The 22,202-nt window shown below is 57.7% G+C and carries 23 protein-coding genes; 17 read left to right on the top strand and 6 right to left on the bottom strand.

Annotated features, from left to right (window positions below):
* Window positions 1-3: 3 nt before the first annotated feature.
* Window positions 4-1,506, bottom strand: a complete 1,503-nt coding sequence (proP, locus tag V1603_RS04850; RefSeq protein WP_041911505.1) for a glycine betaine/L-proline transporter ProP — start codon at window positions 1,504-1,506, stop codon at window positions 4-6.
* Window positions 1,507-2,158: 652 nt separating this feature from the next.
* Between proP and kdgT the strand changes: the two genes are divergently transcribed.
* Window positions 2,159-3,151: a 2-keto-3-deoxygluconate transporter gene (kdgT, locus tag V1603_RS04845; RefSeq protein WP_395313563.1), complete on the top strand. Its 993-nt coding sequence runs from the start codon at window positions 2,159-2,161 to the stop codon at window positions 3,149-3,151.
* A 54-nt stretch (window positions 3,152-3,205) separates the two neighbouring features.
* On the opposite strand, the gene V1603_RS04840 is transcribed toward kdgT, so the two are convergent.
* On the bottom strand, window positions 3,206-4,081 hold the full coding sequence (locus V1603_RS04840) for a diguanylate cyclase regulator RdcB family protein (RefSeq protein ID WP_116343883.1): 876 nt from the start codon (window positions 4,079-4,081) through the stop codon (window positions 3,206-3,208).
* The gene (gene crfC, locus V1603_RS04835) at window positions 4,078-6,432 is read right to left on the bottom strand and encodes a clamp-binding protein CrfC (RefSeq protein WP_166709827.1); all 2,355 of its coding nucleotides are present in this window, start codon (window positions 6,430-6,432) and stop codon (window positions 4,078-4,080) included. The genes V1603_RS04840 and crfC overlap by 4 nt, the downstream gene beginning before the upstream one ends.
* Window positions 6,433-7,025: 593 nt before the next feature.
* On the opposite strand from crfC, the gene V1603_RS04830 reads away from it, so the two are divergent.
* The 16 genes from V1603_RS04830 to phnP all read left to right on the top strand — a co-directional run bounded on the left by V1603_RS04830 (window position 7,026) and on the right by phnP (window position 18,676).
* Window positions 7,026-7,361, top strand: a complete 336-nt coding sequence (locus tag V1603_RS04830; RefSeq protein ID WP_395313562.1) for a zinc ribbon domain-containing protein YjdM — start codon at window positions 7,026-7,028, stop codon at window positions 7,359-7,361.
* Window positions 7,362-7,441: 80 nt separating this feature from the next.
* Complete coding sequence (gene yjdN / locus V1603_RS04825; RefSeq protein WP_116343881.1) at window positions 7,442-7,879, top strand: VOC family metalloprotein YjdN; 438 nt, start codon at window positions 7,442-7,444, stop codon at window positions 7,877-7,879.
* Between the two features lie 136 nt (window positions 7,880-8,015).
* Window positions 8,016-8,804: a phosphonate ABC transporter ATP-binding protein gene (phnC, locus tag V1603_RS04820; RefSeq protein WP_395313561.1), complete on the top strand. Its 789-nt coding sequence runs from the start codon at window positions 8,016-8,018 to the stop codon at window positions 8,802-8,804.
* Between the two features lie 23 nt (window positions 8,805-8,827).
* Window positions 8,828-9,844, top strand: a complete 1,017-nt coding sequence (gene phnD, locus V1603_RS04815; protein ID WP_166709821.1) for a phosphonate ABC transporter substrate-binding protein — start codon at window positions 8,828-8,830, stop codon at window positions 9,842-9,844.
* Between the two features lie 52 nt (window positions 9,845-9,896).
* Window positions 9,897-10,676 carry a phosphonate ABC transporter, permease protein PhnE gene (gene phnE / locus V1603_RS04810; protein WP_116343878.1) on the top strand — a complete coding sequence of 260 codons (780 nt, stop codon included), beginning with the start codon at window positions 9,897-9,899 and terminating at the stop codon, window positions 10,674-10,676.
* Between the two features lie 20 nt (window positions 10,677-10,696).
* On the top strand, window positions 10,697-11,422 hold the full coding sequence (phnF, locus tag V1603_RS04805) for a phosphonate metabolism transcriptional regulator PhnF (protein WP_163331072.1): 726 nt from the start codon (window positions 10,697-10,699) through the stop codon (window positions 11,420-11,422).
* Window positions 11,423-11,875, top strand: a complete 453-nt coding sequence (phnG, locus tag V1603_RS04800) for a phosphonate C-P lyase system protein PhnG (RefSeq protein ID WP_395313560.1) — start codon at window positions 11,423-11,425, stop codon at window positions 11,873-11,875.
* A complete protein-coding gene (gene phnH, locus V1603_RS04795) occupies window positions 11,872-12,456 on the top strand; it encodes a phosphonate C-P lyase system protein PhnH (RefSeq protein ID WP_395313559.1) in 585 nt (194 codons plus the stop codon). The genes phnG and phnH overlap by 4 nt, the downstream gene beginning before the upstream one ends.
* The gene (locus V1603_RS04790) at window positions 12,456-13,520 is read left to right on the top strand and encodes a carbon-phosphorus lyase complex subunit PhnI (RefSeq protein ID WP_116343874.1); all 1,065 of its coding nucleotides are present in this window, start codon (window positions 12,456-12,458) and stop codon (window positions 13,518-13,520) included. The genes phnH and V1603_RS04790 overlap by 1 nt, the downstream gene beginning before the upstream one ends.
* Window positions 13,513-14,358, top strand: a complete 846-nt coding sequence (gene phnJ, locus V1603_RS04785; RefSeq protein WP_116343873.1) for an alpha-D-ribose 1-methylphosphonate 5-phosphate C-P-lyase PhnJ — start codon at window positions 13,513-13,515, stop codon at window positions 14,356-14,358. The genes V1603_RS04790 and phnJ overlap by 8 nt, the downstream gene beginning before the upstream one ends.
* Window positions 14,355-15,110 carry a phosphonate C-P lyase system protein PhnK gene (phnK, locus tag V1603_RS04780; protein WP_163331070.1) on the top strand — a complete coding sequence of 252 codons (756 nt, stop codon included), beginning with the start codon at window positions 14,355-14,357 and terminating at the stop codon, window positions 15,108-15,110. Before phnJ ends, phnK begins: the two co-directional genes overlap by 4 nt.
* A gap of 9 nt (window positions 15,111-15,119) precedes the next feature.
* Entirely contained in the window at window positions 15,120-15,800 is a 681-nt protein-coding gene (phnL, locus tag V1603_RS04775) for a phosphonate C-P lyase system protein PhnL (protein WP_163331069.1), read from the top strand.
* Window positions 15,797-16,933 (top strand): alpha-D-ribose 1-methylphosphonate 5-triphosphate diphosphatase, encoded by a 1,137-nt coding sequence (phnM, locus tag V1603_RS04770; protein WP_395313558.1) that lies wholly within the window; start codon window positions 15,797-15,799, stop codon window positions 16,931-16,933. Before phnL ends, phnM begins: the two co-directional genes overlap by 4 nt.
* Window positions 16,930-17,481 carry a ribose 1,5-bisphosphokinase gene (phnN, locus tag V1603_RS04765; protein WP_302220761.1) on the top strand — a complete coding sequence of 184 codons (552 nt, stop codon included), beginning with the start codon at window positions 16,930-16,932 and terminating at the stop codon, window positions 17,479-17,481. The genes phnM and phnN overlap by 4 nt, the downstream gene beginning before the upstream one ends.
* Window positions 17,474-17,908, top strand: a complete 435-nt coding sequence (gene phnO, locus V1603_RS04760; RefSeq protein WP_163331067.1) for an aminoalkylphosphonate N-acetyltransferase — start codon at window positions 17,474-17,476, stop codon at window positions 17,906-17,908. Before phnN ends, phnO begins: the two co-directional genes overlap by 8 nt.
* Window positions 17,909-17,917: 9 nt before the next feature.
* The gene (gene phnP, locus V1603_RS04755) at window positions 17,918-18,676 is read left to right on the top strand and encodes a phosphonate metabolism protein PhnP (RefSeq protein ID WP_116343868.1); all 759 of its coding nucleotides are present in this window, start codon (window positions 17,918-17,920) and stop codon (window positions 18,674-18,676) included.
* A 52-nt stretch (window positions 18,677-18,728) separates the two neighbouring features.
* Here the strand turns inward: phnP and yjdP are convergent, their stop codons facing one another.
* The 3 genes from yjdP to V1603_RS04740 form a co-directional block, all read right to left on the bottom strand.
* Window positions 18,729-19,052: a DDRRRQL repeat protein YjdP gene (yjdP, locus tag V1603_RS04750; RefSeq protein ID WP_116343867.1), complete on the bottom strand. Its 324-nt coding sequence runs from the start codon at window positions 19,050-19,052 to the stop codon at window positions 18,729-18,731.
* A gap of 75 nt (window positions 19,053-19,127) precedes the next feature.
* Window positions 19,128-19,754 (bottom strand): GNAT family N-acetyltransferase, encoded by a 627-nt coding sequence (locus V1603_RS04745; protein ID WP_163331065.1) that lies wholly within the window; start codon window positions 19,752-19,754, stop codon window positions 19,128-19,130.
* Window positions 19,755-19,875: 121 nt separating this feature from the next.
* A complete protein-coding gene (locus tag V1603_RS04740; protein WP_395313557.1) occupies window positions 19,876-22,152 on the bottom strand; it encodes an ATP-binding protein in 2,277 nt (758 codons plus the stop codon).
* Window positions 22,153-22,202 lie beyond the last annotated feature (50 nt).

The following is a 22,202-nucleotide window of genomic DNA, read 5'->3' as shown; positions in this document are numbered from 1 at the left end:
TTATTACTCGTTAATCCGAGGATGTTGATCAACAAGACGGGAGCGTTTCTTCTGCAGCTCTTCAATCTCTGCGTCGATATCCTCAATCTTCTGCTCAACGTTGTCGTAATGCTCGCGCAGGATCTCTTTCGCTTCCTGAATATCGGATGCCGCAGGCGTCGCCCCTTTCAGAGGACGGTTTGCCGTCTCCTTCATGGTCAGGCCGGTCGCCAGACCGACTACCGCGATAACCATCAGGTAATAGGCTGGCATCATCAGATTCTGCGTGCTTTCCACCAGAGAGGCAGCAAGCGTAGGCGTCAGGCCAGCAATCAGAACGGAGATGTTGAACGCTGCCGCCAGTGCGCTATAACGAATGTGCGTCGGGAACATCGCAGGTAACGTAGATGCCATCACCCCGATAAAGCAGTTCAGGATCACCGCCAACATCAGCAGACCCGCGAAAATCAAACCCAGCACGTTACTGTTGATCAGAATAAAGGCCGGGATCGCCAGCGCAAACAGCGCCACACTCCCCAGGATGATAAACGGTCGACGGCCAAAGCGGTCGCTCAGCAGACCCATAATTGGCTGCACGAACAGCATACCCACCATGATGGCGATAATGATCAGCACGCCGTGATCTTCCGAGTAGTGCAGGTTATGCGACAGATAGCTCGGCATGTAGGTCAGCAGCATGTAATAAGTGACGTTGGTGGAAATCACCAGACCAATACAGGTCAGCAGGCTGCGCCAGTGCTTCGTCGCAATCTCTTTAAAGGAGACTTTCGGACCATCCTGCAGGCCTTCGCGGTCACCTTGCTCCAGTTTCTCAACGTGCTGCTGGAAGGCAGGCGTCTCTTCCAGCGCGTGACGCAGGTAAAGACCGATAATACCCAGCGGAAGCGCGATAAAGAACGGGATACGCCAGCCCCAGTCGAGGAAGTTCTCCTCACCGACCACGGTTGAAATCAGAACCACGACGCCCGCGCCCATCACAAATCCGGCAATCGAACCAAAGTCCAGCCAGCTGCCCATGAAGCCGCGCTTACGGTCAGGGGAATACTCCGCGACGAAGATCGACGCACCGGTATACTCGCCCCCGACGGAGAAGCCCTGCGCCATCTTACAAAGCAACAGCAGAATAGGTGCCCAGATGCCGATCGTGGCGTAGGACGGAATCAGGCCGATACAGAACGTACTGATCGACATAATGACAATGGTGATAGCAAGTATTTTCTGGCGACCGTATTTGTCACCGAGCATACCGAAGAACAGACCGCCCAGCGGGCGAATGAGGAAGGGAACAGAGAACGTACCCAGTGCGGCAATCATCTGCAGGCTGGGGTCAGCCCCGGGGAAGAACACTTTACCTAACGCGTAGGCGACAAAGCCATAGACACCAAAATCGAACCATTCCATCGCATTACCAAGCGAGGCTGCGGTAATGGCTTTACGCAGTTTTGCGTCATCAATAATGGTGACGTCGCGCAGTGTGATGGGTTTAACCTTTTTCCTTCTTAGCATAGCTATCCTCGTTGACTCGGCCCTGTCTGTTTCACAGTCCAGTTAGCGTGCTGCGAACCATGGGATCCGCTCCATGCGAATCGCCTTATTCAAGCGTAGCAGGTTTACTTACATTGACGTTTTCCGTCGATACAACCGAACCTGTTGACGCCTGTCTGGGCAGTTAATGACCTTTTTACCCTACCAGCGTTTATATTTGTGATCAACTTCACACATATATTTATGCTGCGTAAAGTGAAGACAGCATTTGTCAACTTCCGCAAATAAGACCTTTCTCAACCCTTCCCAGGATAATGATTTTCAGCATGATCCGTTTTCTTTTTATCCCGGAATATAAAGGCAAATTTTTACAAGAGATTTACATAAAACCTCACCTGACAGAACGCGTCGTAAAGTTTACATTCAATATGTGATACAGATAACTAAAACATCGTTTTATTTTCATTGAATCATTATTCCAGCGATCGCATGATAATTCCCGAAACATAGCACCAGGTGCTTTCTGGCAAGAGAAAAGAAGAGCACTTACTGCATTTTGGTTGCGGGGTTATCAAATACAAACCATCAAAAAACCCTTCATCAACTTGAATTTATTGATTTTTTATTTACACCTGCCGCTCGCCACGAGTGGTAAAAATTATGAGGGTTGTATATGAAGATTAAAGCCACGATAGAACGTATACCGGGTGGTATGATGCTGGTGCCGCTGGTACTCGGAGCCATTCTGAATACATTAGCACCTGATACCGGGGCTTATTTTGGTGGTTTCACAAAAGGGATGATTACGGGTACCGTTCCCATCCTGGCCGTCTGGTTCTTTTGTATCGGCGCATCCATTAATTTACGCGCTACGGGTACCGTATTACGCAAATCCGGAACGCTGGTGATAACCAAAATAGCGGTCGCCTGGGTTGTCGCAATGATATGCGCGATGTTCATTCCGGAAAATGGAATTCAGACCGGTTTCTTCGCCGGGCTATCCGTCCTGGCGATTGTCTCGGCGATGGATATGACCAACGGCGGGCTGTATGCCAGCCTGATGAACCAGTACGGAACGAAAGAGGAGTCCGGCGCATTTGTTTTGATGTCTCTGGAATCCGGCCCGCTCATGACGATGCTGATCCTGGGGTCCGCTGGCCTGGCTTCTTTTGAGCCGCACCACTTTGTCGGCGCGATCCTGCCGTTTCTAATCGGTTTTGCCCTGGGTAATCTGGATCACGATCTGCGTGATTTCTTCAGCAAAGCTACGCCAGTGCTGATCCCGTTCTTTGGCTTTGCGCTGGGCAACACCATCAACCTGAACGTGATCCTTGATACGGGACTGCTGGGGATTGTGCTGGGTGTCGCGGTTATCATCATCACCGGTATTCCGCTGATTATTGCCGACCGCGTGATCGGGGGAGGAAACGGCACAGCGGGCGTTGCCGCCTCTTCAGCCGCAGGCGCTGCCGTCGCAAACCCGGTAATTATTGCCCAGATAAACCCGGCCTTTGAACCGGTAGCCGCTTCCGCGACGGCACTGGTTGCCGCCAGCGTGATTGTCACCGCGATCCTGGTGCCCATCATCACAGCGCTGTACGCAAAACGCTACGGAAATGCACCCAAGCAGGAATTAGAACAGGAAACTGTAGAACTTCATCATTAACACACCGCACCCTGACCCTCTCCCCTATGGGGAGAGGGTCAGGGTGAGGGGGGGTCAACCAAAAATCTCCTCCACCATCGCATCCACCAGCCGTTTTGCCGAACACAGCCTCGGCATACCCAGCGCGACGGTCTGCCAGCTTTGCGTTACTGACCAGCTCACCGGGTGTGCATCCGCCTGACACCAGTCGCCGAGCCAGCCCAGCATGTCTTTATGATCGATTAAACCCGCCGAAGCGGGCGTAGTCAGCCACTGATGATAAAAATGGCGCGTCGTGGGAGACGCATTGATGCCCTGAGCCAGGTAGTTGGCAGCCATGCTGCGTAAATTATCCTTGAGCATTGCCGACACATCGTCGTTCGCCAGACGGCATGCATCGCCAAATGCTCCCCAGCGCAGCTCTTCGAGGACGATGAAGCAGCGCCCGGCCAAAGACCAGCCATCATAGTGGCCGGCTCGCCAGCGGGTGAAAATTTGTTCACTGTGCTCGCCCGCCTGTACCGTCAGTCCACGCTGGGTCAGCGCCTTTTCTTTATAGGCAGCACGTTGGGTAAAATGAGAGGAGAGCTGCGCGTACTGCTCAAGCAGGCCGGGGGATGGCTGAGCGCGCAAGTGGGCCTGCTGGCGCAGCGCAATCAGTTTATCGGCCATCAGCGTCAGCGCGAGATGGCCCGGATCCAGCATGCCGGCAAGTTTTTCCGCCAGCCCCAGGCGCAGGGCCGCGTTCTCATTAAGCATTCCCGCCATCGCCCAGGGCCGTAGCCGAGTGTGCGTCATGATTTCCTGAGTCAAACGCTCACGAAACTGCAGCTGCTGCGGCCCCAGATGGGGATATCGCGCCGCGTCCACGCCCTGCACAAGATCGACCATAAACTTGGGATGAATACACTCCAGCGTCCGCCCGGGACCGTCCAGTAGCTGTGTTGTCATGGTTGCTCTGCCGCGAATAGTGTTTGAATATCATCGCGTAACAGTCGGGTATCTTCCTGAATCCACGCCGCAGTCGTAATGCTTTGCTTCAACAGCTGGCTGAGCGCTCGGGTCGAATGCTCATTTTGTTGACGCACTGCGAGGCTATCACGCAAGCTTTCCTGTAAGCCGGTCAGGCATAACGAAAATTCTGCAAAGAATGTCGCCATTCCGGCCGTAACAGAGACATCGACCTGAGCGGACAAAGCTTTACGTATTTGTTCACAAAACTGATCAATATGTTGCTTAAATTTGTCATGCAGCTGCGCAATGTCGATAACATAGCGCGTGCGCGTGACCACATAATCATCCCAGCCCCAGCCAGGATTATTCAGCCACCGCGAAACGGTTTCACGCATACTGCTCCCGGCGGAAGGCTGACCTGCCGGGCGGTTATCCTCCGCAATAGCATCGTTAAACAGGGACCGCGTATTGAAATTAAGCTGGTTAGCCTGAAAAGCCGGGAAGCTGATCCGCGCCCGGAAGCCGGCATGGCTCAGATGCTCTTTAATACGCGTTTCAATGGGGCGCATAGCTTCATTCAGCGAACGCGCCAGCGTAGATTCCAGCTGATCGAAGCGTAACGCCAGCTCCCTGCAGATTTTCGTCTGCGCATCCAGCATGATCAGTTCACAGGAGGAGCGAATTTTACTCAGCGCGATCTGCGCCTGCCCTTCATCATCCAGAACCAGCTGTTTCAGCTCTTGCGGTTCGTCACTGCGGTGATTCAGCCGGTCAATGCCTGCCAAATCAAGAATATTGTGAGTGCTGAAAACCTGATCAATCGACTGATGAAGCGCCGTTTTCTGGGCCCCCATAAAGTCCGCGGTAGCGTTCAGCGCCTGCTCAACTTCATGTTTCACCTCATCGCTCACCGCGCGCTGACGCGTTTGCAGCAGCGCCATATCTTCTTCAAGACGCGCGATGTTCATTTCCAGCGCCTCAAAGGCCACCGTCAGCCCCTGATAGCGGAAGTCGAGATACTCCCGGGCATTCTGCGCGTAGTTGAGCAACTTATGCGACGCCGAACGCAGCGCGAATAACGAGGCATTGGCATAGGCGGCGTAAATCAGTTTGCGTATCGGTTGTTCAAACAGCGAATCTTCCCACAGCAAATCGGCTGCGTGACGGATATGGTCAATATCGTCCAGGTCCGCCGTACGCCAGCGGCGTCCGAGGGCAGCTTCGGCAAAATCCTGCACCCAGGGCTGCTCCTGATGATCCGGCAGGCGTCCGTGGCTATTCATTTCGTAGCGCGCGCGGTTTGCCAGATACGCCCACATAGATGAAACAGGGTAGATCTGGCCAGGCGAAATATTGCCTTTCATTAAGGTGCCAGAGATCATCGCCCTGACCTGCTCTTCATCGTCGCTATTGCGATCCTTCTGGTCGAATTTATTCACCAGCGCATAAAGAGGCACTGATTTCCCCGCCACCGAAATAGCCTGACGGACCTCTTCATCAGAAATAGATTTTAGCTGGGTATAATCCATCACCGCCAGCACCGCCGACGCGCGGGCGAGCTGTTCGCTAAGCATTTTTTGCAGATGCGGTTGTCCAGCCTCATTGGGGCCGGGGGTATCGAGCAGCGTCAACTGCCCGAGGTGGGCATCCAGACCCGCAAGATGCACGAACTCCACTTCAATCACCGGAATATGTTCGATGGCCGCGTATTCGGAAAACGGAAACGCCACGCCCAGCGCCTGGGAGAGTCTCACCAGGTCATTGAGACTTTTCAGGCAATGAAATATTGGCTGCGCGCCCAGATGATGCTTTTCAAAGGCCTCGCCTCTCTCAATGCGTTCAAGCAGCGTATTCATGTCCTTATCAATTTCCAGATGCAAAGCCAGCTTGCCGCGATCGTAATCGCAGAGCTTTTTCTGCAGCAGGTGGATCAAATCATCAATAGGAGAGGCATGTGAGAAGTGGAGCACCGGCTCCTTCTGGCCTGGCGTATGACGGATCAGCGTAGGAAGCGCCGTCATTGGGCGGTTGCGGTTCGGCAACACTTCGGTACCTATAATGGCATTAATGGTGGTCGATTTCCCCGCTTTCATCGTGCCAACGATAGCCAGAACCATTTCCAGACGTGTTATTTTGCGTAATTCATTATTCAGAGTTGCCTGCTGTGCTTCAACGCCCCGCGCACTAAAATGCAAAGGCAGAACGTTGTTCTTTTCTCCCGTAATAGCCGCCGTCGTGTTCTCCAGCATCGCTGTCGGCATTGACCTCAGGGTATCGAGATTTTGCAGGGCGAGCTGTAACAAACGTTCAGCTTCCTGGCTTAATTCAAAAATGGTCTGTGTGTGCATGATAAAAGCCTTTCCTTAACGCAAATTTATTACTTTTATTAAGCCACTTGTTTTAATTATAATGTTCAGGCTTATATGATCACGTGTGGAAAACATGTTCACCGGAATATAACTGATTGAAGATAATCAGAAATAAATGGCTATCCCTGCATGGCGTGTAAAGCTCTCCTCAAGGCCCGGAAGCCAAAAGATAAAAAGCCTGACCCATTTTAAGAAGCTCCAGGATATATCATCATTATTTACCCACCTAAAAAGAGAGGGATAGGCCGCCGCCATAAGAAATGTATGGCAGCAAAGTTCGAAGATAAATAACAATGTGTTGCTTCACCTTATCTGAAATGAAGGTGCGTAGCAATTTGCCGTAATAAAATATTCGATATATTTAGCGACTTCTCTTTCCACCGTGTTAATGACGTTAGCATCGCTTAGCTGACTGACAGTAAGTGTCACTCACAATACATTTTCTGCGTTTTTTAAATTCACAATATCACCGACAAACGTGTGGATTTGCGCTATACTTGCCGCCTTTTTCGGCACTCTGCCGTCATTAAGCTGGCACTTTCCAGCGCGTTAACACTTTTGAGGATACCGATATGCAACTCCCACACTGTCCAAAATGCAATTCTGAATACACCTATGAAGATAATGGCATGTTCATCTGCCCGGAATGCGCACACGAATGGAATGATGCCGAGCTAGCGCAGGATGCTGATGCGCTGGTCGTCAAAGATGCGAACGGCAATCTGCTGGCGGATGGCGACAGCGTAACCGTGGTCAAAGATCTGAAGGTGAAAGGCAGCTCTTCCATGCTGAAGATTGGTACCAAAGTGAAGAATATCCGTCTGGTTGAAGGCGATCATAATATCGACTGCAAAATTGACGGCTTCGGTCCAATGAAACTGAAATCTGAGTTCGTGAAAAAGAACTGATTTACCCGCCCGGTGGCGCTTCGCTTACCGGGCTTTCGGGAACTACACTTAACGGGCTTTTCTTACGTGAGGTAAAGATTATGCCGTTAAGTCCCTACATCTCTTTCGCCGGCAACTGTGCAGAGGCTACCGCCTTCTATCAGCAGGCCGTCGGCGCAGAACTCCTCTATAAAATAACCTTCGGCGAAATGCCAAAAAGCGATAACAGCGAAGAAGGCTGTCCGTCCGGCATGCAGTTTCCGGATTCGGCTATCGCCCACTCCAATGTCCGCATTGCGGGCAGCGATATCATGATGAGCGACGGGCTGCCGCCGGGCAGCAGCGCACAGTACGCGGGCTTCACGCTGGTGCTCGACACGCAGGATGTGTCGGAAGGCAAGCGCTGGTTCGACAACCTCGCCGATGGGGGCAATATCGAAATGGCCTGGCAGGAAACCTTCTGGGCGCACGGCTTCGGTAAGGTCACCGACAAATACGGCGTGCCGTGGATGATTAACGTCGTTAAGCAACAGCACTAATTTTCGGGCGGTGGGCGGTCTGCCTCCGCCTGTCATCAAACTCCCCTCAACTCTTCAAACTCCCGCAACCTGCACTTAACCCAAATGTCATATTGATGCGCCAGCATGAGGCCACATTTATCGTGAGGCCCAGCACATGCAAACTGTTATCCGCGTCGAGAAACTGAGCAAAACCTTCAATCACAACAAGGCGCTGCATGCCGTTGATCTGACCGTCCAGCAGGGCGACATGGTGGCGCTTCTCGGGCCGTCTGGTTCGGGAAAATCCACCCTTTTACGCCACTTAAGCGGCCTCATTACCTGCGATAAAACGCCGGAAAGCCACATCGAGCTGCTGGGCAACACCGTGCAGCGCGCAGGGCGTCTGGCGAGCGATATTCGAAAAAGCCGCGCCCGGACGGGCTACATCTTCCAGCAGTTCAACCTGGTGAACCGTCTTACGGTGCTGGAGAACGTGCTGATTGGCGCCCTCGGCAGCACCCCGTTCTGGCGCACCTGCCTGCGCTGGTTCTCCCCATCCCAGAAGCAGGAAGCCTTACAGGCGCTGACCCGCGTCGGCATGGCGCACTTCGCCCACCAGCGCGTCTCCACCCTCTCCGGTGGACAACAGCAGCGCGTCGCCATCGCCCGCGCGCTGATGCAGAAAGCGCAAATCATTCTGGCCGACGAGCCTATCGCCTCGCTGGACCCGGAATCGGCGCGCATCGTGATGGAAACCCTGCGCGACATCAACCAGAACGACGGCATTACCGTGGTGGTCACGCTGCATCAGGTGGATTACGCCCTGCGCTACTGCGAGCGCATTGTCGCCCTGCGGCAGGGGCATGTCTTCTTTGATGGCGCGAGCCATCAGTTTGATAACGAACGTTTAGATCATCTCTACCGCAGCGTAAACCGCGTCGAAGAGCGCGCGCAGGCTGCATAACGTCCCCATAACGAGGAATGGAAATGAACTATAAAGCCGTTGCCGCGCTGGCCTTTACCAGCATGTTCAGCATCAGCACCCTGTTAAGCCCGGCGTATGCGGAAGAGCAGGAAAAAGCGCTGAATTTCGGCATTATTTCGACGGAATCACAGCAGAACCTGAAGCCTCAGTGGGAACCGTTCCTGAAAGATATGGAAACCAGGCTGGGGATCAAAGTAAACGCCTTTTTCGCCCCGGACTACGCGGGCATCATCCAGGGAATGCGCTTCAACAAAGTGGACATTGCCTGGTACGGTAACCTCTCGGCGATGGAAGCGGTGGACCGCGCCAACGGCCAGGTCTTTGCCCAGACCGTTGCGGCAGATGGCTCCCCTGGCTACTGGAGCGTACTGATCGTCAACAAAGACAGCCCGATCAACACCCTCAACGACATGATCGCCAAACGCAAAGAGCTGACTTTTGGTAACGGCGATCCGAACTCCACCTCCGGCTTCCTCGTTCCCGGCTACTACGTCTTCGCGAAAAACAACATCTCCACCAGCGACTTCAAACGCACGGTGAACGCCGGGCACGAAACCAACGCGCTGGCCGTGGCGAACAAGCAGGTGGACGTTGCCACCAACAACACAGAAAACCTCGACAAGCTGAAGACCTCCGCGCCGGACAAGCTGAAAGAGCTGAAGGTCATCTGGAAATCGCCGCTGATCCCTGGCGACCCGATCGTCTGGCGCAAAAATCTCTCCGAAAGCACCAAGGACAAGGTCTACGACTTCTTTATGAACTACGGCAAAACGCCGGAAGAGAAAGCGGTTCTGGAACGTCTGGGCTGGGCGCCGTTCCGTGCGTCCAGCGATCTGCAGCTGGTCCCGATTCGCCAGCTGGCTCTGTTTAAGCAGATGCAGGCCGTGAAGGACAACAAAGGGCTGAAGGACGAGGAGAAGACCAGCAAAGTGTCTGAAATCCAGGCTCAACTGGAAGACCTCGACCGCCTGACCGCCGCGATCGGCGCGATGACCAGCGTGAATAAAGCGGTGCAGTAGTGCTTTTCTCCCTCTCCCTGTGGGAGAGGGGACATAACCCAAAGGAGTCAACATGCAAACCATCACCCTCCCGCCGCCAAAGCGCAGCTGGTTCTCGCTCATCAGCTGGGCCATTCTGCTGGCGGTGCTGGTTATCTCCTGGAAGGGCGCAGAAATGGATCCGCTGCTGCTCTTCAAAGATTCCGGCAACATGGCCACCTTCGCCGCCGACTTCTTCCCGCCGGACTTCAGCCAGTGGCAGGACTACCTCAGCGAAATGGCGGTCACTCTGCAAATCGCCGTCTGGGGTACTGCCCTTGCCGTCATTCTCTCCATTCCGTTTGGCCTGATGAGCGCTGAAAACATCGTGCCGTGGTGGGTCTACCAGCCGATGCGCCGCCTGATGGACGCCTGCCGCGCCATCAATGAAATGGTCTTTGCGATGCTGTTCGTGGTGGCCGTTGGCCTGGGTCCGTTCGCGGGCGTCATGGCGCTGTTCATCCACACCACCGGCGTACTTTCCAAACTACTGTCCGAAGCGGTCGAAGCCATCGAGCCCGGCCCGGTGGAAGGCATCCGCGCAACCGGCGCCAACAAAATCGAAGAGATCCTTTACGGCGTCCTGCCGCAGGTGATGCCGCTGCTGATCTCTTACTCTCTGTACCGCTTTGAGTCCAACGTCCGCTCCGCCACCGTCGTGGGTATGGTGGGCGCAGGCGGGGTTGGCGTCACCCTGTGGGAAGCGATTCGCGGTTTCCAGTTCCAGCAAACCTGCGCCCTGATGGTGCTCATCATCGTCACCGTCAGCCTGCTGGATTTCCTCTCTCAACGTTTGCGTAAGCACTTCATCTGAGAAGCGAGGCTTTGATTTGTATGCACTTATCCAGACATCCGACCAGTTACCCCACCCGCTGGCAGGAGATTGCGGCAAAGCTCGAAGTGGAGCTGCGCACGCACTACCGCTGCGGGGACTACCTGCCCGCCGAGCAGCAGCTTGCCGACCGCTACGAGGTCAATCGCCATACCCTGCGCCGCGCCATTGACCAGTTGGTCGAGCGCGGCTGGGTGCAGCGCCGCCAGGGCGTGGGCGTGCTGGTGCTGATGCGCCCGTTCGACTACCCGCTTAACGCCCAGGCGCGCTTTAGCCAGAACCTGCTGGATCAGGGCAGCCACCCGACCAGCGAAAAGCTGCTCTCGGTATTGCGCCCGGCCTCCAGCCACGTGGCGGACGCGCTGGGGATACAGGAGGGTGATAACGTCATTCACCTGCGCACGCTGCGTCGGGTCAACGGCGTGGCGGTGTGCCAGATTGACCACTACTTCGCGGACCTGGCCCTCTGGCCCGTACTGCAAAACTTTACCAGCGGTTCTCTGCACGACTTTCTTCAGGATGCCACGGGCATCGCCCTCAAGCGCACCCAGACGCGCATAAGCGCCCGCCGCGCGCAGGCAAAAGAGAGCAAGGTGCTCGAAATTCCCAACATGGCCCCGCTGCTCTGCGTACGCACCCTCAACCACCGTGACGGCGAGATCAACGCGACGGAATACTCCGTCAGCCTGACCCGCGCCGACATGATTGAATTCACCATGGAGCACTGAATGCACGTCGATACCTCCACCCGACAGCGCTGGATGCGCGTGCTGGCCCATTGCCAGCCTGCCGCCCTGCGCGAGCGCATGAACGCGCTGGGCCTGGCGCCTGACTACGACACGATCCGCGCGCCGGAAATCGGCCTGGTACAAATCCAGGCGCGGATGGGCGGCACCGGCCAGCGCTTTTTTGCAGGCGACGCCACCCTCACCCACGCGGCGATCCGCCTGAACAGCGGTACGCTGGGCTACAGCTATGTGCTGGGTCGCGATAAGGCGCACGCCGAGCGCTGCGCGGTAATCGACGCCCTTTTGCAGGAACCCCCGCATTTCCAGACGTTAATGGAAACCCTTATTGCCCCGCTGGAAGCCGACCGCGCCGCACGGGTTGCCGCCCGTCAGGCCGAAGTGAACACCAGCCGGGTCGACTTCTTTACGCTCGTTCGCGGAGATAACGCATGACGCTTCAACCTGCTTTTACCCTGGCCGTCCAGGATGCCCAACAAAGTTTTCGTCGCCTGCTGAAGGCCATGAGCGAGCCGGGCGTGATTGTCTCCCTGCACCAGCTCTCTCAGGGCTGGCTGCCGCTGAACCTCGCCTCCGCCAGCGTGCTGCTGACGCTGGCGGACAACGATACCCCGGTATGGCTGTCAGGTGCCCTGTCGAACGATATCGCCAGCCAGAACCTGCGTTTTCACACCAGCGCCCCGCTGGTCGATCAGCCCCAGCAGGCGGTTTTTGCCGTGGCCGATGAGCAAATCAGCCATGAACAGCTCAACGCCCTGAGCGAAGGCAGCGCCGTCGCCCCGGAGACCAGCGCCACGCTGATCCTGCAGGTCTCCAGCCTGAGCGGCGGCCGCATGCTGCGCCTGACGGGCGCAGGCATCGCCGACGAGCGCATGGTCGCGCCGCAGCTGCCGGAGTGCATCATTCACGAGCTGACCGAGCGCCCGCACCCGTTCCCGCTGGGCATTGACCTGATCCTGACCTGCGGCGAACGCCTGCTGGCGATCCCGCGAACCACCCACGTGGAGGTGTGCTGATGTACGTAGCCGTCAAAGGGGGCGAAAAGGCCATCGCCGCCGCCCATGCCTTGCAGGAACACAGACGACGGGGCGATGAACGGCTTCCCGAGCTGAGCGTCGCCCAGATTGAACAGCAGCTTAACCTCGCGGTTGACCGGGTGATGACCGAGGGCGGCATCGCCGACCGCGAGCTGGCGGCGCTGGCCCTTAAGCAGGCCAGCGGCGATAACGTGGAAGCCATCTTCCTGCTGCGCGCCTACCGCACTACCCTTGCCAAACTGGCGGTGAGCGAGCCGGTAGACACGGCGGAGATGCGCCTGGAGCGCCGCATTTCTGCCGTTTATAAAGACATCCCCGGCGGCCAGCTGCTTGGCCCTACCTACGATTACACCCATCGCCTGCTGGACTTCACCCTGCTGGCGAACGGCGAAGCCCCAACGCTTAGCACTTCAGACGCCGAACAGGAACCGTCTCCGCACGTCTTTAGCCTGCTGGCAAATCAGGGGCTGGCGAAGGCGGAAGAGGACACGGGAGCCGCGCCGGATGACATTACCCGCACGCCACCGGTTTACCCGTGCTCGCGCTCGTCCCGCCTGCAGCAGCTGATGCGAGGCGACGAAGGCTATCTGCTGGCGCTGGCCTACTCCACCCAGCGCGGCTACGGGCGCAACCACCCGTTTGCGGCGGAGATCCGCAGCGGCTATATCGACGTTGAAATCGTACCGGAAGAGCTGGGTTTTGCAGTGAACGTCGGCGAACTGCTAATGACCGAGTGTGAAATGGTGAACGGTTTCGTCGCGCCAGAGAATGAAGATCCGCACTTTACCCGCGGCTACGGGCTGGTGTTTGGCCTCGGCGAGCGCAAGGCGATGGCGATGGCGCTGGTTGACCGCGCCCTGCAGGCACCGGAGTACGGCGAGCACATCGCCGGCCCGGCGCAGGACGAAGAGTTCGTGCTGGCCCACGCGGATAACGTCGAGGCCGCTGGCTTTGTCTCGCACCTCAAGCTGCCGCACTACGTCGATTTCCAGGCCGAACTGGAACTGCTGAAACGCCTGCAACGGGAGCGCGCCAATGACTAACTTAAGCGGCTACAACTTTGCCTATCTGGACGAGCAAACCAAACGCATGATCCGCCGCGCTATTTTAAAAGCGGTGGCTATTCCGGGCTATCAGGTGCCGTTCGGCGGCCGCGAAATGCCGATGCCCTACGGCTGGGGCACGGGCGGCATCCAGCTGACCGCCAGCGTGATCGGTGAAGCGGACGTGCTGAAGGTCATCGACCAGGGTGCGGACGACACCACCAACGCGGTGTCGATCCGCAACTTCTTTAAGCGCGTAACGGGCGTCAACACCACCGAAAAAACCGAAGACGCGACGCTGATCCAGACCCGTCACCGCATCCCGGAAACTCCGCTGACGGAAGATCAGATTCTGATTTTCCAGGTGCCAATCCCGGAACCGCTGCGCTTTATCGAGCCGCGCGAAACCGAGACCCGCACCATGCACGCGCTGGAAGAGTACGGGGTAATGCAGGTCAAACTGTATGAGGATATCGCCCGCTTCGGCCATATCGCCACCACCTACGCCTACCCGGTGAAGGTGAACGGGCGCTACGTGATGGACCCGTCACCGATCCCGAAATTCGATAACCCGAAGATGGACATGATGCCCGCCCTGCAGCTCTTTGGTGCCGGACGTGAAAAACGCATCTACGCCGTACCGCCGTATACACGTGTCGAAAGCCTGGATTTCGACGATCACCCGTTTACGGTGCAGGAGTGGGACGAGCCGTGCGCCATCTGCGGCTCCAGACACAGCTATCTCGACGAAGTGGTGCTGGACGACACGGGCAAACGAATGTTTGTCTGCTCCGACACCGATTACTGCCGCCAACAGAGCGAGGCGAACGGCCAATGAAACCGCTGCTTTCGGTTAATAACCTCACCCATCTATATGCGCCGGGCAAAGGCTTCAGCGACGTGTCGTTTGAGCTGTGGCCGGGCGAAGTGCTGGGGATCGTCGGCGAGTCCGGCTCCGGCAAAACGACCCTGCTGAAGTCCATCTCCGCGCGCCTGGCGCCACAACACGGTGAGATCCTGTATCAGGGACGCTCCCTCTACGGCATAAGCGAGGCCGAGCGCCGCCGCCTGCTGCGCACCGAGTGGGGCGTGGTGCACCAGCATCCGATGGACGGCCTGCGCCGTCAGGTCTCTGCCGGGGGCAATATCGGCGAACGCCTGATGGCCACCGGCGCGCGCCACTACGGCAACATCCGCGCCACCGCCCGGCACTGGCTGGAGGAGGTGGAAATCCCCGCCTCGCGCATCGACGACCTGCCGACGACCTTCTCCGGTGGGATGCAGCAGCGTCTGCAGATTGCCCGCAACCTGGTCACCCATCCGAAGCTGGTGTTTATGGATGAACCCACCGGCGGGCTGGACGTCTCCGTGCAGGCGCGCCTGCTCGACCTGCTGCGCGGTCTGGTGGTGGAGCTGAACCTTGCGGTGGTGATTGTCACCCACGATTTAGGCGTTGCGCGCCTGCTGGCGGACCGTCTGCTGGTGATGAAGCAGGGCCTGGTGGTGGAAAGTGGGCTGACCGACCGGGTGCTGGACGATCCACACCATCCGTACACCCAGCTGCTGGTGTCCTCGGTATTACAGAATTAAGAGGCCAACATGATCCACGTACAAAACGTAAGTAAGACCTTTGTGCTCCACCAGCAAAACGGCGTGCGCCTGCCGGTGCTGCAAAATGCCTCGCTAGAGGTCAGCAGCGGCGAATGCGTGGTGCTGCACGGCCACTCCGGCAGCGGTAAATCCACCCTGCTGCGCTCCCTGTACGCCAACTATTTACCGGACGAAGGACACATCCGCATTCGCCACAATGATGAATGGGTCGATCTGGTTCAGGCCCCGGCGCGCAAGGTGCTGGAAGTGCGCCGCTCGACGATCGGCTGGGTCAGCCAGTTCCTGCGGGTGATCCCGCGGATCTCTTCCCTGGACGTGGTGATGCAGCCGCTGCTGGATCTCGGCGTGCCGCGTGAAACCTGTGCCGCCAGGGCCGCGAGCCTGCTGACGCGCCTCAACGTGCCGGAGCGCCTGTGGCACCTCGCCCCGTCGACCTTTTCCGGCGGCGAGCAGCAGCGCGTGAATATCGCGCGCGGGTTTATCGTCGATTATCCGATCTTACTGCTGGATGAACCCACCGCCTCGCTCGACGCTAAAAACAGCGCAGCGGTGATAGCGCTGATCGAACAGGCCAAAGCGCGGGGCGCGGCGATCGTCGGGATCTTCCACGACGACGCCGTACGCACCCGCGTGGCAGACAGACTGCACCCGATGGGGACAAACGCATGATTATCAATAACATCAGGCTGGTGCTGGAAAATGAGGTCGTTAAGGGTTCGGTTGAAATCCATGAAGGCGTCATCCGCACGTTTGCCGAAACCCAAAGCCGTTCCCCTGAAGCGATGGACGGCGACGGCGGCTGGCTGCTGCCGGGGCTGATTGAGCTGCATACCGATAATCTGGATAAATTCTTCACCCCGCGCCCGAAGGTGGACTGGCCCGCCCATTCGGCGATGAGCAGCCACGACGCGCTGATGGTCGCCAGCGGCATCACCACGGTGCTGGACGCGGTGGCGATCGGAGACGTGCGCGACGGCGGCGATCGCCTGGAGAATCTGGAGAAGATGATCAACGCCGTGGAGGAGACGCAAAAGCGCGGCCTCAACCGCGCCGAGCACCGTCTGCACCTGCGCTGCGAACTGCCGCACCACACCACGCTGCCGCTGTTTGAAAAGCTGGTGGGCCGCGAGCCGGTCTCGCTGGTCTCCCTGATGGACCACTCGCCGGGGCAGCGCCAGTTCGCCAACATTGAAAAGTATCGTGAATACTATCAGGGCAAATACTCGCTCAACGACGCGGAGATGGCGCGCTACGAAGAAGAGCAGCTTCAGCTTGCGGCCCAGTGGTCGCAGCCCAACCGTCTTAAGATTGCCGCGATGTGCCGGGACCGGAATATCGCGCTGGCGAGCCATGACGACGCCACGCGCGAGCACGTGCGCGAATCCCACCAGCTTGGCAGCGTAATAGCCGAATTTCCCACCACGTTCGAAGCAGCTGAGGCGTCGCGCCAGCACGGCATGAACGTGCTGATGGGCGCACCGAACATCGTGCGCGGCGGATCGCACTCCGGCAACGTGGCGGCAAGCAAACTCGCCTCCCTCGGCCTGCTGGACATTCTCTCGTCCGACTACTACCCCGCCAGCCTGCTGGATGCGGCATTCCGGGTGGCGGACGACGAGGGCAACCGCTTTACGCTGCCGCAGGCAATTCGCCTGGTGACCAAAAACCCGGCCACCGCGCTCAATCTTCAGGATCGCGGTGAGATTGCCGAAGGCAAACGGGCAGATCTGGTGCTCGCCCACCGCAGGGGCGAGCACGTTCATATCGACCACGTCTGGCGTCAGGGAAAAAGGGTGTTCTGATGGGAAGACTCATCTGGTTAATGGGGCCGTCCGGCTCCGGGAAAGACAGCCTGCTCTCGGCGCTGCGGCAGCGGGAACATTCACAGCTGCTGGTGGCGCACCGCTACATTACCCGCGCCGCCAACGCCGGAAGCGAGAACCATATCGCCCTGAGCGAGCAGGAGTTTTTTACCCGCGCCGGGCAAAATCTGCTGGCGCTGAGCTGGCACGCCAACGGCTTTTATTACGGCGTGGGTATTGAGATTGACCTCTGGCTGCACGCGGGATTCGACGTGCTGGTTAACGGCTCGCGCGCGCATCTGCCGCAGGCAAAAGCCCGGTACGAAGCGGCGCTGCTGCCGGTCTGCCTGCAGGTTTCCCCGGATATCCTGCGCAGCCGGCTGCAAAGCCGGGGACGGGAAAATGCGCGTGAGATCGACCAGCGGCTGGAACGTGCGGCGCGCTACACTCCGTCGGGCTGTCACATCCTCAATAACGACGGAAGTTTGCTACAGTCAGTCGAGACCTTTTTATCGCTTATCTGCCAGAAGGAGAAACAGCATGCCTGACTGCCAGCTTCGCCCCGCCACCGCCGACGATGCGCAGATTGTCTATGCCCTGATCTGCGAACTGAAGCAGGCAGAGTTCGACCATCAGGCGTTCCACGCCGGATTTCTTGCCAACCTTCAGGATCACAACATGCGCTACCAGCTTGCCGAGCTGGACGGACATGTCGTCGGCATGATCGGCCTGCACATGCAGTTTCACCTCCATCACGCGCGCTGGATCGGCGAGATCCAGGAGCTGGTGGTAATGCCGCAGGCGCGCGGGCTAAAGGTGGGCAGCCAGCTGCTGGCCTGGGCGGAAGAGGTGGCACGGCAGGCCGGCGCGGAGCTGACCGAGCTCTCCACCAGCGTGAAACGCACTGACGCGCACCGTTTTTACGTTCGTGAAGGATATACGCAGAGCCATTTTCGATTCACCAAACCGCTGTAGAGGTGCGTTATGAGTCTGACCATCACGTTAACGGGAACCGGAAGTGCACAGCTCGTGCCGGTCTTTGGCTGCGACTGCGCGGCGTGTCGACGGGCGCGCCTGCAGGACAACTATCGCCGTCGCCCCTGCAGCGCGGTGGTCAAATTCAACGATGCGGTCACCCTGCTGGATGCGGGTATTCCGCACCTGATGGACGACTGGCCGGCGGGTAGCTTTCAGCAGTTTTTGCTCACGCACTATCATATGGATCACGTCCAGGGGCTGTTCCCCCTGCGCTGGGGCGTGGGCGCAACCATCCCGGTCTACGGCCCGCCGGACGACGCAGGGTGCGACGACCTGTTTAAACATCCCGGAATTCTGGATTTCAGCCACACGGTTGAGCCGTTCGTGATGTTTGAGCTGCAGGGGCTGCGGGTCACGCCGCTGCCGCTCAACCATTCAAAACTGACCTTCGGGTATCTGCTGGAATCCGCCCACAGCCGCGTGGCGTGGCTTTCTGATACCGCCGGGCTGCCGGATAAAACGGTGACGTTTCTGCTCAACAATCAGCCACAGGCGATAATCATCGACTGCAGTCATGAACCGCGTGACGAGACCCCACGCAACCATTGCGACTTAAACACCGTGGTTGCGCTGAACGAGGTGATTGGCTGCCCGCAGGTGATCCTGACCCACATCAGCCATCAGTTTGACGTGTGGATGATGGATAATCCGCTACCGGACGGCATTGAAGCGGGATATGACGGGATGGTGCTGGTGCTGGATTAGGTTTTCTCCCTCTCCCGTGGGAGAGGGTTGGGGTGAGGGCAACAGGCTGCGCTTATCCTCGATCGTAATCGTCTTCTAACCGACGCTCATCTTCTTCTAACCGACGTCTGTCGTCATCCAGCTGGCGCTGACGCTCGTCTAAGCGGCGGCGTCGGTCTTCAAGCTGCCGACGACGGTCGTCGTACTGTCGGCTGTCGATTTGACGGTTGCGGTCGTAACGATCGTCGTCATCGTCATTACGGCTGCTGCTGGGGTTATAGGCATCGTTGATCGCCTGCTGAATGTTGCCAATGGCATCATCAATCACATCGGCATGCGCCAGTTGGCTGGTGAGTGACAGCAGACCAAATAACAGAGCGGTAGAGTAACGTTTCATAAGGCCAGACTCGCAGGGGAACTGGCCTTACGGTAATCAACGGCATTGTTCCGGGGTAGCGGAGGAATCTCAAATTCAGTTGTGTCCAGGGCCTTCCATCAGCTGATTCGCACGCTGTTTATTTTCTGCAACCAGTACAATGCCATAACATTTTTGATCCGGCGAATGACTCCAGATACGATCTTCGGGTATACACCCCCCGTCATAGATAACCTTGCTACCATCATACGGCCAAAATGCTCCCTGCTCGGTATCGAGAACAAATACAGCGATTTGGTCAGACTCGCGGGCAATTTTCTGCCAGAGCATCTTCCCACCCTCATATTGTTCAAAGTCGCTAATAAGCGTCACGCCACACTGTAATACCAAGGCTTCATACAGACGAGTTGCCAGTCCCTTGTCACGCTCGGCTGGATCAACGCATATACCTTCTACCTGAATAACATTGGTATCTTCCCAACAACGCTCGACAGCAATGATACCTTCCCCCAAATGCGTTTTACGTTGTAAATCCAGGGCAGCAACAACCCGATGCCGAGGTACACCATCGAAGGTTTCGACATCCGCTTCAATAATCGCAGCTCTTGGCGTCTGGCTATCAAAAATGACATGTAACACTCGCCCGGAGAGTTCGAATTCATCAACGAGCTTGAAAGACCTTGCTACGGTCTTTGGGCTGTAAGTTGTAGGCATCACAATCATTTGTGAGTCCCCTCTTGTAAGTACCGGCATAGTTCCCTTTATATCCCAATCTGCCAAATTTTGCGCAGGTTAGCATCCCCCGGTTTACTCACGCTCTTGATGAATTCCGAAATATCAATGCTTATAAACAGACTTTCCGCAGCGCCTGCGCCAGCTGCGCCCGCGTAAACGGCTTACGCAATAACTGCACGTCCGGCAGCTGCGGGTTGTGCGCCGGGCGCAAATCCTGCCCGCTGATCAGCAGCACCGGAAGCTGCGGATAATGGCTGCGCACATGGTTAATCACCTCAGCCCCGCTCAGGCCTCCGGGCAACATCAGATCGCTGATAAACATGCCAATATCCGGCGACGCCGCCAGCATGCTCAGGGCCTGCTCGCCGTTGTCCGCTTCGAGCGTCAGGTAACCAAGCTGATGCAGCTGTTCGCACAGGGTCTGACGAACGTCCGCCTCATCTTCCAGCACCAGTACAAGCCGCTCGTTATCCACGGACGTTGTGGCAGCCAGCGCTTCATCCTCCGAAACGGCGGGCAGCGTCGAGCGCGGGAGGTGCAGCCGCACGGTGGTGCCCTGCCCCGGCGCGCTTTCGATCTCAACCCGGCCCCCGGACTGGCGCACAAAACCGTAGACCATCGACAGGCCCAGCCCGCTCCCGCTTCCGGTCTGCTTGGTGGTGAAGAACGGTTCAAAGACCCGGGATTTCACCTCCTGCGACATGCCGCTGCCGCGGTCAATCACTTCCAGCGCCACCATATCCTGCCTGCGCCCGTCGCTGCGGGTGACGCGCTGATTCCAGGTGCGGATTTTTATCACCCCGCTTTGTCCTTCCATCGCATCGCGCGCGTTCATCACCAGGTTGATAATAGCGTTTTCCAACTGGCTGACGTCTATCCACGCGGGCCACGCAGGCGATTGCGCTTCAATTTCCAGGGTCAGGGTGGCAGGCAGGGAGTGGCGCATCAGTTCCCGGAGGTTCTCCAGCAGCGGCAGCATCTCAACCGCATGCGGCGTCAGGGATTGCTTGCGGGAAAACGCCAGCAGGCGCTGCGTCAGTAAGGCACCACGCTCGGCCGCCTTCAGCGCCCGGCTAATGCGCGGCGCGTCTTTTGATTCGGGGTCGGTGAGCTCAAGGCTGCCGATGATCACCGCCAGCAGGTTGTTAAAATCATGCGCCAGCCCGCCGGTCAGCTGTCCGACGGCCTTCATTTTCTGGCTGTGCAGCAGCGCCTCTTCCAGCCCCTGACGCTCGATGCGGTCGATCTCCATCTGCGTGGTTTTCTCTTTCAGCAGCCGCGTAGTGTGCTCAAGCGAGGCGGTATTGCGGGCAAAAACGTTAAACGCGCGCGCCAGCTCGCCCAGCTCGTCGCGCCGCTGCAGCGCGGGAACGGAAACATCCTGCTCGCCGTGGGCAAGTCGCGACATCGCCCGGGAGATGGCCGTCAGGTTGGAGGCCAGATTGCGGTAGATATACCAGCAGGCGCACCCGGTAATGATCAGCGCCAGCACGGCGAAGATGCTGATAAACACGCTGATGGATTGCAGCTCGTGATGGCTCTGGGCCGTGCGAAGTCGGGAGGCCTGCGCCACCTGCTCAACGTACTGATTGATATCGCTATTGAGGATCGCCACCAGCGCCTTGATGTGGAACATATACCAGCTGATGGACAGATCGCTCTCTTCCAGCTGCTTCGACAGCGGGGCAAGCTGACGCAACTCGGCGTTAAAATCGGGCAGAACGTCCTTCACGACCGGCTGTATGGCGCTCCGGGGCAGCGTGGCGGTCACAGCGTCCAGTTGCTGAACGGTCGCGCGCGGCGAAGGGGTGTCGATGGCGGCAGCGATCAGCCGATCCATCTCCATCAGCTGCTGCGCATCCGGTACGTTGCTGTCATAACGGCGGTTGATGTCCTGAAGATGACGCAAATAGCTCTGGCTTTGATAGAGCGAGCTCAGCAGCGCGTTACGTTCAAGGTGCCGCTTTTGCCCGCGCTCCAGCATCCCCGTTACGCTTTGCTGTAATTCATTGCTTCTGCGAATAATCCGCGCCACCAGCGCCGGCTCCTGCTGCGCCAGCGGGGCATCGGCAAGCTGCTCCAGCGAGCGGCGCAGCGCCGTTTGCATCTGCTTTAGTCGCTCGGCTTCGCCTTTGTACTCCAGCGCCCCCACCACCTGCGAAAGCCGTACCGCCGCCGTTGCGACGTTGGCCGTGTCGCGGGCGAGATTCATGCTGCCGGTCATGTCGTCCAGCGTTTGCTGCTGCACCTGTTCCTGGATCTGGCTGGCGTGACGGAAACCGAGCACCGCTACGCTGCTCACCATCAGCGTAACGGCGACCACCAGCAGATTGAAAATCAGCAGGCGGCCTCGGGCGCTGGCGAAGAACGGGGGGCGTGAAGACATGTTGACTCCGTAACTGTGATCCACATTCGCTATTCATAACTATGACAAAT

The organism is Enterobacter sp. ECC-219 (assembly GCF_043966805.1).
Lineage (GTDB): Bacteria > Pseudomonadota > Gammaproteobacteria > Enterobacterales > Enterobacteriaceae > Enterobacter > Enterobacter cloacae_N.
Note: the sequence above shows the minus strand (reverse complement) of the source record. Positions and strands in the feature narration are given on the sequence as shown.

Excerpts from the sequence above, each read along its gene's own strand:
- V1603_RS04840 (WP_116343883.1), bottom strand. The coding sequence starts at position 4,081 with ATGACAACACAGCTACTGGACGGTCCCGGGCGGACGCTGGAGTGTATT.
- crfC (WP_166709827.1), bottom strand. The coding sequence starts at position 6,432 with ATGCACACACAGACCATTTTTGAATTAAGCCAGGAAGCTGAACGTTTG.
- phnD (WP_166709821.1), top strand. The coding sequence starts at position 8,828 with ATGAACTATAAAGCCGTTGCCGCGCTGGCCTTTACCAGCATGTTCAGC.
- phnC (WP_395313561.1), top strand. The coding sequence starts at position 8,016 with ATGCAAACTGTTATCCGCGTCGAGAAACTGAGCAAAACCTTCAATCAC.
- phnJ (WP_116343873.1), top strand. The coding sequence starts at position 13,513 with ATGACTAACTTAAGCGGCTACAACTTTGCCTATCTGGACGAGCAAACC.
- phnG (WP_395313560.1), top strand. The coding sequence starts at position 11,423 with ATGCACGTCGATACCTCCACCCGACAGCGCTGGATGCGCGTGCTGGCC.
- yjdP (WP_116343867.1), bottom strand. The coding sequence starts at position 19,052 with ATGAAACGTTACTCTACCGCTCTGTTATTTGGTCTGCTGTCACTCACC.
- phnH (WP_395313559.1), top strand. The coding sequence starts at position 11,872 with ATGACGCTTCAACCTGCTTTTACCCTGGCCGTCCAGGATGCCCAACAA.
- yjdN (WP_116343881.1), top strand. The coding sequence starts at position 7,442 with ATGCCGTTAAGTCCCTACATCTCTTTCGCCGGCAACTGTGCAGAGGCT.
- kdgT (WP_395313563.1), top strand. The coding sequence starts at position 2,159 with ATGAAGATTAAAGCCACGATAGAACGTATACCGGGTGGTATGATGCTG.
- phnL (WP_163331069.1), top strand. The coding sequence starts at position 15,120 with ATGATCCACGTACAAAACGTAAGTAAGACCTTTGTGCTCCACCAGCAA.
- proP (WP_041911505.1), bottom strand. The coding sequence starts at position 1,506 with ATGCTAAGAAGGAAAAAGGTTAAACCCATCACACTGCGCGACGTCACC.
- phnO (WP_163331067.1), top strand. The coding sequence starts at position 17,474 with ATGCCTGACTGCCAGCTTCGCCCCGCCACCGCCGACGATGCGCAGATT.
- V1603_RS04790 (WP_116343874.1), top strand. The coding sequence starts at position 12,456 with ATGTACGTAGCCGTCAAAGGGGGCGAAAAGGCCATCGCCGCCGCCCAT.
- phnP (WP_116343868.1), top strand. The coding sequence starts at position 17,918 with ATGAGTCTGACCATCACGTTAACGGGAACCGGAAGTGCACAGCTCGTG.
- phnM (WP_395313558.1), top strand. The coding sequence starts at position 15,797 with ATGATTATCAATAACATCAGGCTGGTGCTGGAAAATGAGGTCGTTAAG.
- V1603_RS04830 (WP_395313562.1), top strand. The coding sequence starts at position 7,026 with ATGCAACTCCCACACTGTCCAAAATGCAATTCTGAATACACCTATGAA.
- phnE (WP_116343878.1), top strand. The coding sequence starts at position 9,897 with ATGCAAACCATCACCCTCCCGCCGCCAAAGCGCAGCTGGTTCTCGCTC.
- V1603_RS04745 (WP_163331065.1), bottom strand. The coding sequence starts at position 19,754 with ATGATTGTGATGCCTACAACTTACAGCCCAAAGACCGTAGCAAGGTCT.
- phnF (WP_163331072.1), top strand. The coding sequence starts at position 10,697 with ATGCACTTATCCAGACATCCGACCAGTTACCCCACCCGCTGGCAGGAG.
- V1603_RS04740 (WP_395313557.1), bottom strand. The coding sequence starts at position 22,152 with ATGTCTTCACGCCCCCCGTTCTTCGCCAGCGCCCGAGGCCGCCTGCTG.
- phnK (WP_163331070.1), top strand. The coding sequence starts at position 14,355 with ATGAAACCGCTGCTTTCGGTTAATAACCTCACCCATCTATATGCGCCG.